Annotated in this window: 15 protein-coding genes and 4 pseudogenes; 4 read left to right on the forward strand and 15 right to left on the reverse strand. The window is 59.3% G+C overall.

All coding sequences use genetic code 11. The features are described 5' to 3' along the window. The 3 genes and pseudogenes from C0Z16_RS29145 to C0Z16_RS29155 form a co-directional block, all read right to left on the reverse strand. A pseudogene (locus tag C0Z16_RS29145) lies at window positions 1-954 on the reverse strand (tyrosine-type recombinase/integrase); the annotation flags it as partial. Further along, entirely contained in the window at window positions 942-2,852 is a 1,911-nt protein-coding gene (locus C0Z16_RS29150; RefSeq protein ID WP_146014366.1) for a helix-turn-helix domain-containing protein, read from the reverse strand. The pseudogene C0Z16_RS29145 and the gene C0Z16_RS29150, both read right to left, overlap by 13 nt. Further along, the gene (locus tag C0Z16_RS29155) at window positions 2,833-3,480 is read right to left on the reverse strand and encodes a hypothetical protein (RefSeq protein ID WP_102635529.1); all 648 of its coding nucleotides are present in this window, start codon (window positions 3,478-3,480) and stop codon (window positions 2,833-2,835) included. Before C0Z16_RS29155 ends, C0Z16_RS29150 begins: the two co-directional genes overlap by 20 nt. A 503-nt stretch (window positions 3,481-3,983) precedes the next feature. Here C0Z16_RS29155 and C0Z16_RS39745 point away from each other — a divergent pair. Continuing rightward, window positions 3,984-4,094, forward strand: a pseudogene (locus C0Z16_RS39745) (DUF932 domain-containing protein); the annotation flags it as partial. 283 nt (window positions 4,095-4,377) lie between these two features. Here the strand turns inward: C0Z16_RS39745 and C0Z16_RS29165 are convergent. Then, a pseudogene (locus tag C0Z16_RS29165) lies at window positions 4,378-5,397 on the reverse strand (IS110 family RNA-guided transposase). 125 nt (window positions 5,398-5,522) lie between these two features. On the opposite strand from C0Z16_RS29165, the pseudogene C0Z16_RS39005 reads away from it, so the two are divergent. From C0Z16_RS39005 to C0Z16_RS29180, 3 genes and pseudogenes are all read left to right on the forward strand, one after another. Further along, window positions 5,523-6,147 (forward strand): annotated as a pseudogene (locus C0Z16_RS39005) (DUF932 domain-containing protein); the annotation flags it as partial. A 63-nt stretch (window positions 6,148-6,210) separates the two neighbouring features. Next, window positions 6,211-6,519: a hypothetical protein gene (locus tag C0Z16_RS29175; protein ID WP_102635531.1), complete on the forward strand. Its 309-nt coding sequence runs from the start codon at window positions 6,211-6,213 to the stop codon at window positions 6,517-6,519. Between the two features lie 63 nt (window positions 6,520-6,582). Further along, window positions 6,583-6,882, forward strand: coding sequence for a DUF3717 domain-containing protein (locus C0Z16_RS29180; protein WP_102635532.1), 300 nt, complete (start codon window positions 6,583-6,585; stop codon window positions 6,880-6,882). Window positions 6,883-7,464: 582 nt separating this feature from the next. Here the strand turns inward: C0Z16_RS29180 and C0Z16_RS29185 are convergent. The 11 genes from C0Z16_RS29185 to C0Z16_RS29235 all read right to left on the reverse strand — a co-directional run bounded on the left by C0Z16_RS29185 (window position 7,465) and on the right by C0Z16_RS29235 (window position 19,017). Then, window positions 7,465-7,944 (reverse strand): RES family NAD+ phosphorylase, encoded by a 480-nt coding sequence (locus C0Z16_RS29185; RefSeq protein WP_244201395.1) that lies wholly within the window; start codon window positions 7,942-7,944, stop codon window positions 7,465-7,467. Then, entirely contained in the window at window positions 7,941-8,381 is a 441-nt protein-coding gene (gene parS / locus C0Z16_RS29190; RefSeq protein WP_102635571.1) for a type II RES/Xre toxin-antitoxin system antitoxin, read from the reverse strand. Before parS ends, C0Z16_RS29185 begins: the two co-directional genes overlap by 4 nt. 394 nt (window positions 8,382-8,775) lie before the next feature. Beyond that, complete coding sequence (locus C0Z16_RS29195; protein WP_175130750.1) at window positions 8,776-9,288, reverse strand: TniQ family protein; 513 nt, start codon at window positions 9,286-9,288, stop codon at window positions 8,776-8,778. Between the two features lie 78 nt (window positions 9,289-9,366). After that, on the reverse strand, window positions 9,367-9,909 hold the full coding sequence (locus tag C0Z16_RS29200) for a TniB family NTP-binding protein (protein WP_244201396.1): 543 nt from the start codon (window positions 9,907-9,909) through the stop codon (window positions 9,367-9,369). Window positions 9,910-9,918: 9 nt separating this feature from the next. After that, window positions 9,919-11,616, reverse strand: coding sequence for a Mu transposase C-terminal domain-containing protein (locus tag C0Z16_RS29205; RefSeq protein WP_244201397.1), 1,698 nt, complete (start codon window positions 11,614-11,616; stop codon window positions 9,919-9,921). 229 nt (window positions 11,617-11,845) lie between these two features. Further along, entirely contained in the window at window positions 11,846-12,496 is a 651-nt protein-coding gene (gene leuD, locus C0Z16_RS29210; protein WP_102635574.1) for a 3-isopropylmalate dehydratase small subunit, read from the reverse strand. After that, entirely contained in the window at window positions 12,496-13,905 is a 1,410-nt protein-coding gene (gene leuC, locus C0Z16_RS29215) for a 3-isopropylmalate dehydratase large subunit (protein WP_102635533.1), read from the reverse strand. Before leuC ends, leuD begins: the two co-directional genes overlap by 1 nt. After that, window positions 13,902-14,912 (reverse strand): hydroxymethylglutaryl-CoA lyase, encoded by a 1,011-nt coding sequence (locus tag C0Z16_RS29220; RefSeq protein ID WP_102635575.1) that lies wholly within the window; start codon window positions 14,910-14,912, stop codon window positions 13,902-13,904. The genes leuC and C0Z16_RS29220 overlap by 4 nt, the downstream gene beginning before the upstream one ends. 17 nt (window positions 14,913-14,929) lie before the next feature. Beyond that, window positions 14,930-16,141, reverse strand: a complete 1,212-nt coding sequence (locus tag C0Z16_RS29225) for a CaiB/BaiF CoA transferase family protein (protein ID WP_102635534.1) — start codon at window positions 16,139-16,141, stop codon at window positions 14,930-14,932. Between the two features lie 120 nt (window positions 16,142-16,261). After that, the gene (locus C0Z16_RS29230; protein WP_102635576.1) at window positions 16,262-17,476 is read right to left on the reverse strand and encodes a bifunctional 3,4-dihydroxy-2-butanone-4-phosphate synthase/GTP cyclohydrolase II; all 1,215 of its coding nucleotides are present in this window, start codon (window positions 17,474-17,476) and stop codon (window positions 16,262-16,264) included. A gap of 62 nt (window positions 17,477-17,538) precedes the next feature. Next, window positions 17,539-19,017: an aldehyde dehydrogenase gene (locus C0Z16_RS29235; RefSeq protein WP_102635535.1), complete on the reverse strand. Its 1,479-nt coding sequence runs from the start codon at window positions 19,015-19,017 to the stop codon at window positions 17,539-17,541. Window positions 19,018-19,047: the final 30 nt, after the last annotated feature.

Below are 19,047 nucleotides of genomic sequence, written 5' to 3' on the forward strand. Positions count from 1 at the left end.
GAAGAAGCGTCGCATCACGTTCCATAACCGGGTTCCGGTAATGCCCGTGGTGCTGTCCTGTTCGAGGTTCGCGACGAGCGGCGTTTTCGGATCCCAGCGCGCCGGTGTGACCGGAAGTTGACGCTGCACGAGATACTGATCGAGCGCCGTACGCGCCAGCGGCGGCAATGCGACCTTGCCGGGCCGGCTGCCCTTGCCGACCAGATGCAGCCAGTGATCGCCGTGTTCATCGGTGCGGAGATCACCGAGTGTTGCGCCGACGAGTTCGCTCGCACGCAATCCGGTCGCGTAGGAAAAGTCGAGCATGAAACGCATCCGCTGCGCAGCGGGCTCAGCCCAGTCATATGACCATTCAAGTCCGTCCGCGATGGCGCGCACGAGCAGCCACTCGCCCTCGGTGAAACCCCGCGAGGTGTCGAGCGGCGTGACCCGTGTACGGCCTCGTACCTTGATCCCGGAAAAGGGGTTGGCAAGGACGTACCGCTGCTCGATCAGCCAGCGAAACAGTGCGCCCACCACCGAAAGCGCATACGCAGTGGACCGCGCGGACAGATTGCCGGCGAACGGCCGCCATTCGGGAGTTGTGCGCGGCCGCGGCGGCCCGATCCAGCGCTCACGAGGCGTGGGCCGACGCAGAAACGCCCGGTACGCGATCGCGTCTTCCGTGGTCAGCGACGACGGTGCCCGTCCGCGTTCGACGATCGCCCACAGGATCAGGCGTTCCGCCTCCTTGCGGTAGGCGCGCTGGGTGGTAGGGGCTTCATGCAGCGCGAGCCACGCCTGCACCGCCTCGTAGTCGTTCGAGGCATCCAGCGTACAGGCTCGCTGCGGTGCCCTGAAACTGCCGTGCGAGCCATCGATCTCATGAGGCAGCCGCAATCTCTCCCACGGCACAATCGCGCCCGGCGCTGTTACGGCGATCAGGGCGCGTGCCCGTTCCGTCAATTGCGGGTATCTACGCTCGTTCCCATTTCAACGGGACGAGGGGGACCGACTGGCGTGCGCACGGTCGGGGCGGAGGCGAGCAGCCGCACGGCGTGGGCAAGTTCCGTTGCCGCCTTGCGCGTTTGCTTCGCCTGTGCGAGCTTCGCCTGAACATACGCCTCGATGGGGTTCGGCTCGGCCGCCGCGCGGCTGCGCCGTCTGCCGCGCAGCTTGCGGATTTCCTGACGTAGCTTGAGGTTGTGCGGCACCACACGCCAGGCTCCCTGCGCATCGAGCACCCCGAGTTCGGTGCCGTCCGGCAGAAACGCACGCACGCAGCGCAGGTCGTCCGCATTCAGGTAGATGAGCAGCTGCTTGCCGATCAGACGCGTGCTGCTTGCCAGCACGTCGTTCGTATAGCGCACGCCGTGCAGGTTGATGTGCGGACGTACTCCCTGATCGAGATAAGCCCGCACGCGGCAGCGGCGCGCCGATTGCATCAGGCATAGTGTGCGGCGATGATGTTCGCAGAGCCACGTCACCATCGTCTGCCTGCCGCGGATAAAATATTCGATCGCCTCGAGCGGTGTGACGTTGTTCAGACCGCTGTGCGGCGTGCCGTTGTAGCTCGCGATCACATACTCAACCAGTTCCTCGAGCTCGTCGAGCGACACGTAAAGGCGCAGGTTGCCTTTCGGGTCCGCCAGCGCGCGGCGCAGATCGCGCGGATGCGAACCGGTGTAGCCGGGCAGACGCGAGGACAGGCGGCTCGCAATCGTTCCAAAGAAGCGCTCGATGTACGGTCGCTCGTCCGGGCTGTACTTCGGTCCAGCGTCAGCAAGGCAGCCGACGAATTCGCACAATGCGGTCAACGTTTCGTTGGCAAGGTTAGCCTTGGCGTTATCGAGCCGCATCCATTCCCACGTCACGTATGCAAGTTCTGGCAGCCGTTGCGAGGGAAAGCCGTCGTGTGTTCCGTAATCGAGCCCCGCTACCGTGAAGGTACATGGGCGGTGGGGTTCCAGCGCATTCTCTATGGTCTTGATGACATCGTAGCGGCTGTACTCCCTTGCCAGAACGATGTGATAGCCCAACACGGCGCGCGTGCATACGTCGATGATGACGAGCAACCAGACGCGTTCCATCTCGAATTCGTGTTCGAATCCGAGCGGATCCCGCACGACCACCTTAAGCCGGATATCGAGCCGGTGACCGTCAAACTCGACCATCTGATACGGACGTGTCGCCGCGGGCCTGCCCGCTTCGCCGTCTGGGTGTGGCAGCCCCTTGAGGTGCGACGCGCCGGCCGAGCGCGCGGCACCGCCGAAGCTGCGCAGCATTTCTGCCTTCAACCGTTGCGACAGCGAACGGATAGCGTGGCCCGCCGTATTGAACGGATAGTCCGCCCCCGTTAGCCCGACCGCACGACACTGCCGCAGAAATTCGTCGTGCAGCGCCTGGAGGCCCCGAAGACGTGTGCGCAATCGTCCATCGGTGCCGATCTGCTGCAGTAGCACGCGGCGCTGCTTCACCTGCAGCAACAGCCACGCGGTGAGTGAAGGGTAACGTTCGAAGAGCTGCGACAAGGCACCAACAGTCCCGCGACTGCCGCGTTCGCCCCGCACGGTCACGGGACTCATGCGGACATATTCGGCGATCCGCACATGTTTCAGCAGTGCGCGAAATCCATAGAGGCGTCCGTCCGCATGGAGTGAAAGACCCCGTTCGAGCCAGCGATAAATCTGTCGCCTGTTGATACCGGTCGCCTGTTCGATATCCTTGATTGGTTCGCCACGCGCGTAGCGTTCGATTGTCTGCATCCGCACCTGAAAAGCACGCCGTTCTTCCTCCCCGTCGAACTCCGTGTAGGCGACACTGGGCCACGCGGTCACGTCGAGTCCTTGAAAGTCAGGTTTTCGGCGGCTCATGCGATTTCTCCGCAGCGACAAATTCGGTAAGCAGCGATAGCCCGTCAGTTCGCAAACCTTGAGCGCACACGCGACCGCTGTGCAGCAAACCAAAAACCGCCGCACGTACGAGAATAGGATCGCCGGTCGAGAATTCGCGCTCAATCGCGAGCAACTGACGCGGCCGGGCGACGAAGCGTTCAATGGCATTGACCAACGAGGGCAGCGTGAGCCCGCGCGTTGCGACGATACAAGGAAGCATGCGCTGCCAGTTCTCAATCCATGTGCGCGATGCCACCAGGTCGGCCGGCTTGACCGACCGGACAGTCAGCGCAGTAGCATCAAGCTTGGCATCCGTTTTCGCGGCCGCGTCAACGACCGAATCAGATAGGAGAACTAATTCCTGTCGATCAACGTAACGCACCCAGAAGTCTGCGAGGTACTGCTGCCCATCAGACTGGACGAACCCCGGGCGTTCGCAAAAGGTGATGACCGCGGGGTCCGCTTCGATCAGTACCCATTGTTCTAACGCTGAACGCTGGTAAAACGTGAGCCTCCGGTTCAGCTTGAGGCTGAAGACTTCGAACCGATGCGCGCCACGCGGCCGGGCAAGCGGGACCGGCTGCTCAATGTGCAGCGAATTTTCCATAAGATCAATGCCTTACGGGCGGAATTCGAAGTCTAGGACGCGAATTGACGAATTTAATGCGGACTTATGCGAATTGACGGTTTTATTTCGTTCGGACTGGAAATAATGTTGTCAATTCATGCGCTCATCGCCTTATCGTGGCTGCATTCCGGATTGACAGATTTATTGCGCTCTACGGCCATTCAATATGCATTTTGCAGCCGCATTCTCCCCGCGCAACTGAACGAGATACTTCTCTCGCAGAGCCTCGTCTGAAGTATTCCAGCCTTTCGTAGCGTTGACTTTTACTGAAAAGCGAATCTGATACTTGTCCCATTCATCAACAGCCAATAATTGTCCGCACGTCGGACATCGCAGGAGCGCTCCCCAGTCCGCAGCATCCACCGCTGGAAGCCAGGAAACAGTGCCGTCAAAGTCCCGTCAATCCTGCGTATTACTGGCTGATCCCCGCAATTAGATTTCATAGGCTTCCAGCAGCCGCTCATCGCTGAAAGAAAGTAACAGCGATCCTCGCGCACGCGCCGCATGAAAGCCGTTCGGCACGCTACAGCTACATTCCGACCGTCGATGTGCTTGACGCCCTGCGCAAGGAAGGATTCCAGCCCTTCATGGTCTGTATATGAACGCGTCCCGTTTGCGCCAGTGTTTCGTGTGTTTCGACATCGACAGGAAGGTTGCAGCTGTATATCCGGCTTTATCGCAGTCGACATATTTCTGCGAGCCCCGATGAAATCCGCTGATTCACGCCTCATTGCCAGAGCGAGCTTTGAACTCGACAGACCATACAGGTTTCGCGAATCACGGTCCGACCTGTTTTGTCATCACACTCGATTGCCAACGCAACCTTTGAGCATACCGCCTATACCAAACGCAACTTCTCCGAAATGCTTCCGGTATTCAGGATGGTTTCACGCTTACGTAATCTCTTTCGTAGGAGCGGCCATGAGCAAGTACGGCCCAAATAGTTCGAGCTATCTTGTTCGCCAAGGCTACGACAACTACGTTCAGTGGCCTTCGTTTCTTCAACTCCTCAATCCACGGCGCTGGCACCTTCGCGTGTGTCAGTACGGCCCTTGCACCGTGGATCAGCAGCATACGCAGCTAGGTATCGCCACGCTTGCTTATTCCATGGAGGCTTACCTTGCCTCCCGAGCCGGTCTGCTTCGGTACCAGCCCCGCCCAAGCGGCAAATTCACGGCCCGACTTGAAGGCCTTCGGATCGCCCATCATTGCAACTGCTGCCGTTGCCGTCAGCAGACCGACGCCTGGGATATCGAAGATAGATTTCACCGCTCGATCTTCTTTCTTCCATTCGCGCAATCGCCTTTCGATCGTCGAGATTTCTTCGCCCATCTTTTCGATTCTCGACCATTGATCGCGCAGACTATCGATCAACACTTTTGGCAAACGTTCTTCGATACGGGCGATTGTGTCGGGGATCGCCTTGGCCATCGCCACCCGCCCTGCGCCCATCACTTCCCCAAACTCGGCCAGCAATCCGCGCAGGCAATTGATTTGCATCGTGCGGAACTTCACCAACTGCTCGCGTTGGCGGTGCATCATCAAAACTGCCTGTTGCATCTCCGTTTTCACTGCAACAGCTTTGCTCGGCTGCTGCACCGCCAACCAGATCGCCCGAGCATCCGCCGCATCATTTTTGTTTCGGATGTTGAAGGCCTTAACAAATTTGGCTGGCATCAATTTGACTGCGTGCCCCATGGCCGTCAACTGCCTCGCCCAATGATGCGAGCTGCCGCAGGCCTCCATGCCGATCAAGCATCTCGATCTATTCGCAAAATACTCGAGAAACTGCGATCGTTTAATCGGCTTGTTTACAATTTCCCCGGTATCCGGGTCTATGTAGTGCACCTGAAACACGCTCTTCGCAATATCGATACCCACAGGCGTAACATTCATTTCTGGATCCTCCGGTTGCCGGGAAATGCTTGCGTTTTTCACCTGGGCACATTGATACCGTTAGCCCGCGAGGATCCACCTTACCCTATGCTCCCCCATTCGAGGGTGGGACGCGTTCATTTCATTGTCAGACCCGCGTACGCGACGAGGACCGCCGCGCGCACACGAAGCACATGCTCCGCCTGCGTCATGCGGACCAGATCAGTGGTCGCGAGGCCAACGAAATCATCCTGCTCAACAGTCACGATGGCAGCAGCAGCTATCAGATGATCGCCGGCATGTTCCGCTTTGTCTGCCAGAACGGCATGGTCTGCGGCGACACCATCGGCGATATCCGCGTGCCGCACAAGGGCGACGTGGTCGGCGAAGTGATTGAAGGCGCATTCAGGGTGCTCCACAGTTTCGAGGGCGTCGCGCAGCAGCGCGAACGCATGGCGGCTGCGGTGCTAGATGAAGGCGAGCAGACTGCTTTCGCCCGTGCGGCGCTCGCCTTGCGATACGACGACGGCAAGCCCCGCGCCGGTGACAGAACGGCAGCTTCTCGCGCCGCGCCGTGTCGAGGATCGCGCCTCCGACCTCTGGACGACCTTTAACCGCGTGCAGGAAAATATGGTCCGTGGCGGTCTTCATGGTCGCAATGCGAATGGCAGGGCCACCACGACCCGCGCCGTCACCGGCATCGACCAGAACGTCCGCCTTAATCGCGCTCTCTGGGTGCTCGCCGACCAACTGCGCCGCCTGCGCGGCTAAATGGCCTGCTGCGGCCCACTCCGGCCTGCGGGCCGGGGTCATCCTGACTCCGGAGACACTTGCATGGATACGCTCCACACCCGTCCGACGTGGCTGGCCTCCCTTCTGCCGTTGCCTGCCATGTGGCAGTATGGAGACCGAAGTATTGTGCGCAGCGAACTGTACCGCATGGCCCTGTCCGCTGACGCTGCGGCCCGTTCCGCCGAGGCGCTCAGGCGCATCGCCAGCATGCTTGACCGCGACGGTAACGCGATCGACATGCAACGAGAAGAGTTGCGCGCGATCGCCCGCACGGCCCTGACTGAATTCGAGCGGGTGCCGCCGTGCGCGCCTGTTGCGATGACCCTCGAACAGCGTGGTCAACTGCAATAGCTCTCGTCTGCCCGACTGATCTTTAACGCCCGCGCACGGTCTGCGCGGGCCAGTGAGGATTCCATGACGACCATCCTGACCATTGCCGACATCGAACAGGCAATCAACTACTGGTGCACCAGACAGGCACCCGGCGAGGACGGCGCGCTCTGCAAAAGCGCGCGCCCGCTGGCTGACCTGTATGGGCTGATGATCTATCAGCGGCTATCGTATATTGACGTATCGCGGCTCGAACCTGAACAGACGGACGCGATTCGCGTGGCTGCGGCAGGCGGGGATGACAGACCGTTCCGCCGCCGCTTACCTGGGGTTGAAGGACAAGAGCGGCCGCCATATCCGGCGATGGACCAGCATGGAGAATGACATCCCCTATTCGGCGTGGGCACTATTGTGTTATGCAGCGGGACACGGACTGATCTGGGACGTTGAGGCATCGCAGATGCGCACGACGCAACCGGCACGCGGGACCGCGGAAGACGGCGACGTCTGACCGGATCGATGACGCGTGCGGACGCACAGCGCTGGCCGGTCTGCTCACGGCGTCTTCAGAGAATGTATCAGCAGGAGAGGAAGATCATCATGCGCAACGAATATGACGTGCAGACCGACGTGTTTGAGAGGTGCTACGGTGCATCCTCCGCCCGGTCTCGGAATTACTCGACAGGCCGCACCGTCATCATCAAATCATCCGGAAATTCGCATTTGACCGAGATAGGCGTTTGCCATCTCAGAGGTCCGCACGCTTCTCCCCGGCCCCTCGGGAAGGACGGCGCCCGCCTCCGCTGCCTGCCCGCTGGCCGCCCCACTCTAGTTTCTCGCGTCATGCCCTGTCACGCTCGGTCCTGACAAAACGGGACCTTGAAGGGCGGCACCCGGCGAGGGATGGCCGGAGGGTTGGTTGATCACACGCCATCGTCCGCTTGCCAACGCCACACGAGATGCTCGTCATGATCCCTTTGCAGCCGCGCGCCGCAATAACCGAGGGTCGGTCAACCACTCATCGCGCGCTCCAACCACGACGAGCGCGAAGTCCGGATGACTGGGATTGAGCAAATAATTGGATTCCGCAGGAACGACCGCACTGGGCACAGCCAGCACTGCGCTGGTTCGCTTCCGCTCCCACGCCGATCCAATCTGCTGCAGTTCGGCCCGCGCTGAAATGTCCCGCCAGTCGCGAGGCAAACTGGCGGAATCGATACGTTCGACGATTTTCTCGGGGAAGCGGGCCGGTATCATCACATAGCTGGCACGCAGCGGTGAATCTTGGACCAACATCTCGAGCAACGCGAGCGATTGCGTCTGCGCCGTATACACGATCGCGACGCCTTTGGGATTCCATCGGCCACCGTACAATCGCGCTCCTTCGCCAGAAAAAGCAGTATCCGCATATCGTTCAGTCACCACCCGCCATGCAGTGCACATCATGCAAACACGCCATGCTCGATGCGTCCCAGCGTATCCATCACGCTATCCGTGCCAATGTCGGTATCGACAAGACTCAGTGGCGTGGCATCTTCCAGGGCAGCAACAGGCGTCTTAAGCCAGGCGAGTGCAAGGTCGAGACTGTCGAATACCTCAGCAGCGCGCGCAGCGACACGCGCGAGTCGCAGCAGCTTGGCTGACTCCTCACGACTCAAAACCCCTTCCCGCTTCCGACGCGCCAAGGTACGCTCCGGGATATCGAGCGCCTGCGCCAGTTCTGCTTGCGAAAGGCCGATAGACCTGAGCATCGCGTCCAGCGCCCGCGACGAAATGCCGTGGCGGACCACGTCTACCCATTCAAGGCCGGATCGGGGAGCACGCGGAAATACCGACGGTCCTCCCAGCAGTGAATCGGCTGACACCTTCTCTATGACGTTCATGGTTTCACCCCCTGCCATTTGGCATCCATTTTATACCAAAATGGCAGAACCGGTAGCTGTGCGACGGCATTGTCGGTCCAGGCCGGACTATCGGCTACTTTCAGCGAAAGATCGCGCTTAATATCCTTGGGAGGAGGTCGACGACACGCCTAGGCACCGCTCAGACGAAAGGGTGCGCTCGTATGTCAGAAATCCGGAGACGTCGGCGTATCGGAGCAGGTGCGCTGTGGTGGCTGCGTGAGCAGTTGGGAACTGCTTGCCATCGTTAGAGCGCCGCCTGCAGATCGGTCAGCGCGACCATCAGCATCATCGGATCGATTGGCGAAGACTCTGTTGGCGCCCGCAATTAACGCTAGCAGTGTTCACATAGGCGCTAGCACGTTCAGTAACGCTGCTAGCGTAGCCGAATGTTTCCGGGAAATCGGGGAGTTCGATAGCGGGACATCGCGCCGAGCGCCGCATCGAAGTTGGCGGATTTTTCAAATATTGATGCAGGGACAGTTTCCAGCAGGCTGTGATGCGCCGTGCAGTATTCAGCTTCGGGATTGAGCCATTCCCTTTTCCAGCGTGGGGCCGACACGTCGGCATCGTTGAGCACGAGACACCTGAAGCAATAAACAAGGTAACGCCGGTGGACCATCCATTCGGGTGGCATCTGAATCGCTGCCAACCTCCCCTCACTCACTCGAGCCAAGCTGGAGAGTTGATGCAGCGCCGATGCGCAGACTGGAGGAAATAAAATCCACCCCGCTTTTCCAAGATTCGGCAGATCCAGCCCGGTGCTCGTTTCCCACAGCGTGCGCACGCTGATCTGGTAACACGTCGCCACCCGACCTAGCCAACTGCCAAATGCCTCTTCGAAAAACGGTCGCGGCGCAACAGGCCATGGCTTCCCAAGATCAGGCATGTTCGCGAGCGACGCGCTGGAGATGTGAGATGCCGATAAATTCGTCGCCGTTTCGGATAGAAAGCTCCGCTGCATCGTTTAGGATTGTCGAAATGGCGCAAGGAACTTCAGCAGATCAAGAGAAGCACGCTGCTCACGATACGTTCCCGCAAGTAGGTGATGCACCTCATCCACGATCAACATCTGCGGCGACATCCGCCTGAGGATGTCCCGCGCCAATCGTTCGAGAGTAGCCAGCCCCGCGGCAGCGTTATGTGGAGCACCGAGTTCGAATAACAACGCAGAATAGAACCTATGTTGGTCTGGAGTCGGCGGCATCTGGACGGAAACGACCGGGCACCGCTCTACACCTCGTCTCTCATCAAATTCATTGGGATGGGTGCGTCTGAACTTCGCGGTAATCTTGGTTTTCCCAATGTTTGAATCGCCGTGCAGCAAGAGGCATGGCATACGGTCGCGTGGTGGTGTCTCAAAAAGCCTCTGAAGCACCTGTAACGCTTCAGTCGCGCGTGGATAGTCGATCCAGCGGTCACGAAGGAGACCTTTTACACGATCTTCGTTTCCCAACTGCGCCTGCTCTCTGGCAGCCGGATGTAAGTGTGCCAGTCCATCGTGCTTCATGTCGGCTCCTTACCACTCTTCCACGTCGTACGCGGTCACAGGTGAGTCATAATCCACTTGGTCCGCGTCCCGCTGTTCAGGTGATTGTTCGGCGCCCTGTCGATCTAGCCCTCGCGCCGGAGGAATGCTCTGCGATCTGGATCGCCGACGCTTTCGTGTTGCTCGCGTCGCATTCTCGATCACGCTGCGCTGCTCCATGATCGTCTCAAAAATTCCTCTTTCTGAGATCGTCCGCTGTCCTCTCTCCCTGATTGCTTTCAACGCTGCCCGTTGTTCAAAGAGGGAGATGGGAGGCCGTCGCAAATCCGCGTAACGCACTTCTATGTAGCTCTTCTTTCCCGCACTTACGAACACACGCGACAGGTCTTCGGGATGGTAACGGACGGTCACAGCACGGCGTGTCTCCCGCCATGCTGCGAACAACGGGTGCCAGTACCGGATCCGAAATATGTTGAGGCCGTCCGCCTGTATCGTCCGTGTCTCAACTGGCAGAAACCTTATCAAAAATTGAAGTTCCGTATCCGGTGCGCTGGGCAGATATCGAGATTCAGCCGAACTGGAAAGTTCGCGCCACTTTTCGGCAGGGGGAAGCTCAGACAAACCGCGATGAGGGCTTTGATGGTACCGCCTTCCAATTTCGATCGTCAGCCATCGCTCAAAATCCCGTAATGTGAGGCTGGCGGTCTTCTCGGCCTGGCGACCCTTGCGTCCTTTTGTGGACGATCCCGTCGCGCCCGGCAACCCACGCACGCGCTCCATCAACCTGCGGTTCAGCCGTTCAATATGGCCACCGAAATGAGGCTTACCGACTGGACGATACATAAGGTCAATGCCGTATTCACGGCATCCGCTGCGGAGCGCCCTGCTCTTGAATTCGGCCGCGTTATCTAGATGCAAGACTCGCGGAATGCCTCGCATGGGCCAGTCCGCTTCTACGCCTATCTTCGCAAGCCATGACGCTTTCGGTAACGCAACCCGCGTGAGGAGCAAGCCAACCGTGGCCGCGCCGGGTCGCTCCATTCCTAGGTAGAAGCCCAGCACGCACCTCGACGCAACGTCAAGTGCGAGCGACAGCCAAGGCCGGCCAATGATCTGCCCGCCCAACTCGCTCACCAGCAATATGTCGGCTTGCGTATGATCGATCTGGACGATGTCGAGCGGATACCGGACCCCGAACGTGCCGGGGGCAATCATCGATCCGGGAAGTGCGGCCCGCGCCAAAGCATCCTGCTGCCGATAAGCAGTCCATCGGCGAGCCACCGTAGACCGACTAGGAGAATTCAGGCCCACAACCGCACATCGACGTTTTATTTCAAGGACAAGATCGGTTGCCGGATGAGCCAGTTGCCGTTGCGCGGGTAACCATTGGTGCACGACTTCTTCGATGACAGTCTCAACCGCAGCGTCCAGTCGCCCGCCAGGTATGCGACCGCAAGGCGAAGGCTGTAAAGTGCTCGTCACAGGATTTGCGAGAAAGCGCCTACGCAGGCGATAGACAGTCGCCCAATGAACGTTGAGCAATTGCGCCGCGCGTTTCGCCTGCTCCCGGGAAAGGTCACCGTTCCCCAGAGGTCTCAACACCGACGCTATTTTCGCTGCCCGAGCCTCAATCTCCTCCGAGGACGCCATATCTACCCCCATATGCGGCAAGGACGCGCTAGCAGCATTAAAGAACATGAAATCGACGCTAGCAACGTTAGTGGACATCGTGCCACTCAGCCGTTACGCCGTTACAACAGCCTGAAATCGCTCGATTTTCCAGTTTTTGCTCGATATATCGAGCATTTTCAGTCAATTTCCTGATGGCAAACTTAATGACACGGCTAGCGGCAACTGTGGGCACCAACAGCCTGCGAGACCTACGCTCGCAGAAGTAAGAACAGCAAGGTGCGGTGTCGCCGCACCTTCGAGTGGGCCCAGCGGCCGCTTACGTCAGCTACGCAGCGTTACTCGGGAATAGCCACGGTTCCTCTTCGCGACGCCGCTTTTCGTACGCTTGGATGGTCTCTCGAGAGCGCAACGTGAACGAAACATCGTCCAGCCCTTCAAGAAGCCGCATCTTCCGACCAGGGTCCACGTCGAACTTATAGGTGTCGCCAGCGGAAGTCGTGAGTTCCTGCGCCGGCAGGCTTACGTGGAACGAATAGTCTTCTACTTCGGCAATCTCGGCAAACAGCCTGTCGACGGCGGCGTCTGCTAGGACGATAGGCAGAATGCCGTTCTTGAAGCAGTTTCCGTAGAAGATGTCCGCGAAGCTCGGTGCAACGATGACACGGATGCCGAAGTCGTGAAGTGCCCACACCGCGTGCTCACGGCTGGAGCCGCACCCGAAGTTCTGGCGGGTCAGCAATGCCCGAGCATCCCTGAATCGCGGCTGATTCAGCGGGAAATCCGGATTCGGTTGCCGCTCTGAAATGTCCTTGCCCGGTTCGCCCGGGTCAAGATAGCGCCACTCGTCGAAGAGGTTGACGCCAAAGCCGGTCCGGTTTATCGACTTCATGAACTGCTTTGGGATGATGGCGTCCGTGTCGACGTTCGTGCGGTCAATTGGGGCAAGTCGACCCTGAAATTCAACAAATTTGTCCATTAGAGCACCCATCTGCTGATGTCGACAAATCGTCCCGCCACGGATGCTGCGGCGGCCATGGCGGGGGAGACGAGATGGCTACGCCCACCGCGTCCCTGACGCCCCTCAAAATTCCGGTTCGATGTGGAGGCGCATCTTTCCTCGGGCTGGAGCCGGTCGTCGTTCATCCCGAGGCACATGGAGCAACCGGGTTCGCGCCATTCGAAACCGGCTTCACGAAACACCTTGTCCAGGCCTTCTGCCTCGGCCTGGGCTTTCACCAGACCAGAGCCTGGTACAGCCAAGGCAAGCCTGACGCTACTAGCGACCTTCTTGCCTTTTAAGATTTCCGCGGCTGCCCGGAAGTCTTCCATCCGGCCATTTGTGCATGAGCCGATGAAAACTTTCTGCGGCACGATGGAGCTGATTGCAGCTCCCGGCGTCAGGCCCATGTATTTGAGCGCCGCGTTTGCCGCCGCCCGCCTAACCGGGTCGTTAAAGCTTTCCAACTCGGGGATACACCCGTCGATACTCGCGACCATTTCCGGCGATGTGCCCCACGTCACCATGGGTTTGACCGCGGAAGCATCGAAGAACTCGATGCGGTCGAAGACCGCGTCCGCATCGCTGTACAGGTTCCGCCATTTTTGAACAGCGCGGTCCCAGTTCGCACGGGTGGGCGCATAGGGCCGGTCTCTCAAATAGTCGATGGTGGTGTCGTCCACTGCGACCAAGCCGATTCGTGCACCTCCCTCGATCGCCATGTTGCACAGAGTCATTCGGCCTTCCATGCTGAGCGCGCGAATGGCTTCTCCGGTGAACTCGATAGCGTAGCCCGTGGCTCCCGCCGTTCCGATTGTGCCTATGATGTGCAAAATGAGGTCCTTGGCCGACACACCTTCCGGCAACTGGCGGTCAACCCGGACCAGCATCGTCTTCATCCGCTTCGTTAGCAGGCATTGCGTTGCCAGCACGTGTTCGACTTCTGAAGTGCCGACGCCAAATGCTAAAGAAGCGAAGGCGCCGTGCGTGCTCGTGTGAGAATCGCCCGCCACGACCACCATCCCGGGAAGAGTGGCGCCTTGTTCAGGGCCTACCACGTGAATGATGCCTTGGCGTTGGTCGCCCAAGCCGAAGTGCGTCACCCCAAAATCGCTCGCGTTCTTGGCCAGCTGCGCAACTTGGATTCGCGAGAGGGCATCTCGAATTTCCTCGCTTCGGTCTGTCGTTGGAACGTTGTGGTCGGCGGTTGCCAGAACCGTTTCCGGGCGCCAAACCTTCCGCCCCGCGATACGCAGACCCTCGAAAGCTTGCGGACTCGTAACCTCGTAGACCAGATGCCGGTCTACATAGAGCAGCGCGGTATCGTCACCGGGTGTGGAGACCACATGGCTGTTCCAGATTTTTTCGAAAAGCGTTTGTCCGCTCATTTTGCCACCTCTGTTACCCGGCATTCGGGGTCAATCAATGCATTGCCGCTGCCAGCAAGGCGTGTTTGCTCCTTTCCTCCCAGCCAGTCCGGCATGGGATAGATGCGGTCATACGAGCCGGCTTTCATGACTTGCCCCGGGACGTCGTGCCCGACCAGCGATGGGATTTCATTGGCCAACGGAATCAGATTCGCGACGTCGATGCCCGTGTCGTAACCCATCGCGTTGAACATGTGAACCATGTCCTCAGTGCAGGCATTACCGCTCGCGCCCGGCGCGAAGGGGCAACCGCCCAGTCCAGCGAGAGACGCATCGAATCGGGTGATACCGCCTTCCAGTGCGGCGATACAGTTGGCCAGCCCCATGCCACGGGTGTTGTGAAAGTGCGCCGTAACCGTGAGTTCTGGGAATCGTGTGAGCACTAGCTCACAGATTCGTCGAACCTGCGCCGGGTTCGCCATGCCGGTGGTGTCGCACAGCGTCAACCGCTTGATACCGATCTCGGCGATTCTGTCGATATTTGCGAGCAAATCGTCGTCGCAGATTTGCCCGTCGAACGGGCACCCGAATGCAGTCGACAGAGATGCATTGACGGCGACCGTTCCGTTGGTCAGCCTCACAATCTCCGCGAACTGCGCCAAGGATTGGTCGCGCGTCATCCGTAAGTTGGCGCGGTTGTGTGTCTCGCTCGCGGACATAACGACGTTGTGTTCGTCGAGTTCGCACTTCAAGGCCCGCTCACAACCACGGGCATTGGGAATGAGCGCCGTGTATTCCACCGTCGGCACGCGGTTGAGGTTGACCAATACGCTCTCGGCATCCGCGAGTGCCGGAATTGCCTTGGGCGAGCTAAACGAGGTGACTTCAATCTTTGCCAGTCCAGTTAAACTGAGCCGGTTGATAAGGTCCACCTTCGCATCAGTCGGAACAAAGACGGATTCCATCTGGAAACCATCCCGCACGCAGACATCGTGGATGTACAGCTTCTTCGCGGGTTGCTGAGTCATGGCGTGAATCTCTCTCATCAGACGACGCCCTGCGTGCGTAGTCGGGCGATGTCGTTGCCGGAAAACCCAAGTTTGCCCAACACCTCGTCTGTGTGCTCACCGAGGGACGGACCGAGCCATTTCGTCGCACCCGGCGTCGCGCTCAGCTTCGGCACGATTCCGGGCAGATGAACAGGCACGCCGTCTGGCAGCGAATGCTCTTCGATCATCGAACGAGCCCCGTAGTGTGAGTCGCTCAAGATGTCGGCGGCGGTATAGATTCGCCCGCTCGGAACCTCAGCCTCTTCGAGAATTCGAAGGACATCGTCGAGCGGGTGCTCGCGAGTCCATGCCGAGATAGCGACGTCCAAGGCCTCGTTGTTCTTGACCCGACCGTCGTTGTAAGCAAGCGCGGGGTCGTCAGCGAGGTCTTGCCGACCGATTGCGGTCATCAAGCGACGGAAAATGGCGTCACCGTTGCCGGCGATAATCACGTAGTTGCCGTCGCCGCAGAGATAGGTATTCGACGGCGAGATGCCTGGTAGACTTGCGCCACTGCGCTCGCGGACATGGCCTTGCACGGAGAATTCCGGGATCAGGCTCTCCATGATGGCGAACACCGACTCGTAGAGCGCGACGTCTATGAACTGACCGGTACCACCGTTCACCTTCAGGTGATGCATCGCGAGCAGCGCGCCAATCGTTCCGTACAGGGAGGCGAGCGTGTCGCCCAAGCTCACACCGACACGAACCGGAGGCCTATCAGGAAAACCAGAAGTGTGGCGCAAGCCGCCCATGCACTCGGCAATTGCAGCGAAGCCCGGGCGCTGCGCCAAAGGCCCCGTCTGGCCATATCCGGAGATACGGACCATGATGAGCTTTGAATTCAGCTCGGACAATTGCTGCCAGCCGATGCCCCACTTCTCCAGCGTTCCGGGTCGGAAGTTTTCGATGACAATGTCGACTTCTTTGGCAAGCCGCTGAATGACCTCCCGGCCTTCCGGTGCTTTGAGGTCTAGCGTCACGGACTTCTTATTGCGGCTCTGCGTATACCACCAGAGAGACGTTCCTTCGTGAAGCTTCCGCCACTTGCGCAGGGGGTCACCGACACCCGGCGGTTCAACCTTGATGACTTCAGCTCCAAACTGGGCGAGCAGCGCGCTGGCATAGGGACCTGCAATCAGGGAGCCCAGCTCCAGAACTCTTACGCCGGCCAGCGGCAATATCTTGTCTCGGCCTGAGTTACTCATATGTAGTCCTATTTGTATGTCCTAAGATCATCGATCCGCTGATTGAATGACATGCAGTTATGGCACTTGGAAGGCGACGAATCGGCTCGTACGTTCTGCGGCCGTTCGGTCTCGAGGCCTCTAGTGGGTGGACTCCAGGTTCAATAGGTGACCCAGTAGATTCTGCTTCGTCTTCAGGTACGACGCGTTCTCACTGTTCGGCGCCGTGATGAGGGGCACACGCTCAACAATGCGCAGCCCGAAGTCGTGGATACCCTGATACTTCAATGGATTGTTCGTCATCAGTCTCATGGACGAGACGTCCAGGTCCTGGAGAATCTGCGCCCCGACAGAGTAATCCCGAGCATCCGGCTGGAGACCCAAATCGAGGTTCGCTTGCACAGTATCGCGGCCGTTGTCTTGCAGGGCATAGGCGCGCAGCTTCTCCGTCAACCCGATACCGCGACCCTCGTGCCCCTTAAGATAGACCACCACGCCAGCACCTTCTGTGGCGATCCGCTCCATGGCGAGGTCAAGTTGCCCGCGACAATCGCATCGAATGGAGCCGAACACTTCACCGGTCAGACATTCCGAATGCACGCGAACCAGGGGCGCGTCGCTGGCTGCGATATCGCCCATGACGAGCGCCGCGTGCTCCATGCCGGTTATGCGTTCTTTATACCCGTGTACCGTGAAGGTCCCGTACCGGGTTGGAAGGCGCGCTGTCGATAGCCGCTCAACGCTTCGCTCGCGTTTGCGGCGATAGGTGATGAGGTCCTTGATTGTTACGATGGGAAGCGAGTGCTGCTTCGCGAACTCGATGAGTTGCGGTAACCGAGCCATCGAGCCGTCCTCATTGACCAGCTCTGCCAACAGTCCGCCGGGCGCCATTCCTGCCAAGCGCGTAAGGTCCACGCCAGCTTCAGTGTGTCCCGGACGGCGAAGAACACCGTCTTCAACCGCGCGAAGCGGAAAGATATGCCCGGGCCGGTTGAAGTCGCCCGCGTCCGCTGCCGGGTCGACAAGAGCGCGAATGGTAATCGCGCGGTCAGCCGCTGAGATACCGGTCGTGGTTCCGATTCGGTAATCGGTCGTGACCGTAAAGGCGGTGCTCATCGAGTCGCTGTTGGAAGTCACCATCAACGGCAAACACAGTTGCTCGAGACGCTCGGCCGGAAGGGCGACGCAAAGGACACCGCTGGTGTAACGGACCATGAACGCGATATCCTGCTCCGTCGCCGCTGCCGCGGCCATGATGAGGTCGCCTTCGTTCTCGCGGTCCTCATCGTCGACCACAACGACCATCCGCCCTTGGGCAATGGCCTCGAGTGCAGATTCGATGGAATCAGATGCCATCTTGTTCTCCGTGGGAAATTGCTCGTACGACCGGATAGCCATGCCTTTGCGTCCGCGTCAAATCAACCGAGGACGAACGGGTTCCCTTCGCGAGGAACGGTGTTGATGAAGACGCTCTTGGTCTCAAGGAACTCGAAAATGGCGCGCAACCCGTTCTCGCGCCCGAGACCCGAAGACTTCACCCCACCGAACGGAGCCATGTAGCTCACGACTCGATAAGCGTTTACCCAGACAGTGCCAGCGTGGATGCGTTTCGGCAGCATCATCGCGCGCCGCAAGTTCGAGGTCCAAACGCCGGCAGCAAGCCCGTAGGGACTGTCGTTCGCGATGGCGACTGCTTCGTCTTCATCTTCGAACGGAATAACTGACAGAACTGGCCCAAACACCTCTTCGCGGGCTATTCGCATCTGGTTGTTCACGTTGGTGAAGATGGTCGGTTCAACGAAAAAGCCCTTTTCGCAGCCCGGCCGTTTCGAGCGTTCGCCGCCCAGAGCGCACACGGCACCTTCGGAGCGGGCGATTTCGATGTATTGAAGGACTTTGTCGAGTTGCGGAGGAGTCGAAACCGGGCCGACGTCGGTGTCCGGAGAGGAGGGGTCACCGAGGCGAGCCTTGCCCACGACCTCTACCAGCTTTTCCACGAACCTGTCGTGAATCGAGCGTTGAACGAGCAAGCGCGAACCTGCCATGCAGGTCTGGCCCGTGGCCGCAAAGATGCCTGAGATTGCTCCGCGTGCTGCAGCGTCGAGGTCTGCGTCCTCGAAGACGATGTTCGCGGACTTTCCGCCCAGTTCCATCGACACCCGTTTGAAGTCCTTCGCTGCAGCCTCATTCACTTTCCGACCGCCCGCGTCGCTCCCAGTGAAGCCAATGCGCGCAACGAGGGGATGCTTGACCAACGGCTCCCCAACTTCCCGTCCGAAGCCGGTGATGACGTTGACGACGCCCGGCGGAATGCCCGCCTCGTCGCACAGACGGGCAAAGAAAATCGTCGACGCGCTTGAGAACTCGGACGGCTTCACCACAACCGTGTTGCCGGCCGCAAGTGCCGGCGCAATCTTCCAGACGGCGAGCAGCAAAGGCGAATTCCACGGCGCGATGACACCCACAACACCGAGCGGCTCGTACTGCACGTAGTGGAACATGCCCGGTTTGTCGATGGGCGTAACTGCGCCTTCGACCTTGTCAGCAAGACCACCATAATAGTAAAACCATTGCGGGAGATAATTCATCTGTCCGAGCATTTCAGCACGGAGCTTCCCGTTGTCGAGAACCTCGAGCTCTGCGAGCTTCTCTGCATTTGCTGCGATAGCGTCGCCCAGTGCGCGCAGAAGCGCGCCACGGTTCGTCGCGGTCATCGTCGACCACGGACCAGAGCGGAAGGCGTCATGAGCCGCTTTGACAGCAGCGTCGACGTCCTCAGCGCCTCCGCGAGGAATCTTCGCCCAGGTCTCCCCAGTGTATGGGTTCGAACTGTCGAACCACTGTCCAGATTGCGCCTCACAATCCTTGCCGCCGATGCGCATATGGAACGTCTGCATGTAAACCTCCTCCAGTAGTATTTCAGCCGG

Source organism: Paraburkholderia rhynchosiae (assembly GCF_002879865.1).
Classification (GTDB): Bacteria; Pseudomonadota; Gammaproteobacteria; order Burkholderiales; family Burkholderiaceae; genus Paraburkholderia; species Paraburkholderia rhynchosiae.

Coding starts and splice junctions, on each gene's coding strand:
- parS (WP_102635571.1), bottom strand. CDS start 8,381: ATGAACGTCATAGAGAAGGTGTCAGCCGATTCACTGCTGGGAGGACCG.
- leuC (WP_102635533.1), bottom strand. CDS start 13,905: ATGAGCGGACAAACGCTTTTCGAAAAAATCTGGAACAGCCATGTGGTC.
- C0Z16_RS29230 (WP_102635576.1), bottom strand. CDS start 17,476: ATGGCATCTGATTCCATCGAATCTGCACTCGAGGCCATTGCCCAAGGG.
- C0Z16_RS29205 (WP_244201397.1), bottom strand. CDS start 11,616: ATGTCCACTAACGTTGCTAGCGTCGATTTCATGTTCTTTAATGCTGCT.
- leuD (WP_102635574.1), bottom strand. CDS start 12,496: ATGGACAAATTTGTTGAATTTCAGGGTCGACTTGCCCCAATTGACCGC.
- C0Z16_RS29180 (WP_102635532.1), top strand. CDS start 6,583: ATGACGACCATCCTGACCATTGCCGACATCGAACAGGCAATCAACTAC.
- C0Z16_RS29175 (WP_102635531.1), top strand. CDS start 6,211: ATGGATACGCTCCACACCCGTCCGACGTGGCTGGCCTCCCTTCTGCCG.
- C0Z16_RS29200 (WP_244201396.1), bottom strand. CDS start 9,909: ATGAAGCACGATGGACTGGCACACTTACATCCGGCTGCCAGAGAGCAG.
- C0Z16_RS29185 (WP_244201395.1), bottom strand. CDS start 7,944: ATGATGTGCACTGCATGGCGGGTGGTGACTGAACGATATGCGGATACT.
- C0Z16_RS29220 (WP_102635575.1), bottom strand. CDS start 14,912: ATGACTCAGCAACCCGCGAAGAAGCTGTACATCCACGATGTCTGCGTG.
- C0Z16_RS29155 (WP_102635529.1), bottom strand. CDS start 3,480: ATGGAAAATTCGCTGCACATTGAGCAGCCGGTCCCGCTTGCCCGGCCG.
- C0Z16_RS29150 (WP_146014366.1), bottom strand. CDS start 2,852: ATGAGCCGCCGAAAACCTGACTTTCAAGGACTCGACGTGACCGCGTGG.
- C0Z16_RS29225 (WP_102635534.1), bottom strand. CDS start 16,141: ATGAGTAACTCAGGCCGAGACAAGATATTGCCGCTGGCCGGCGTAAGA.
- C0Z16_RS29195 (WP_175130750.1), bottom strand. CDS start 9,288: ATGCCTGATCTTGGGAAGCCATGGCCTGTTGCGCCGCGACCGTTTTTC.
- C0Z16_RS29235 (WP_102635535.1), bottom strand. CDS start 19,017: ATGCAGACGTTCCATATGCGCATCGGCGGCAAGGATTGTGAGGCGCAA.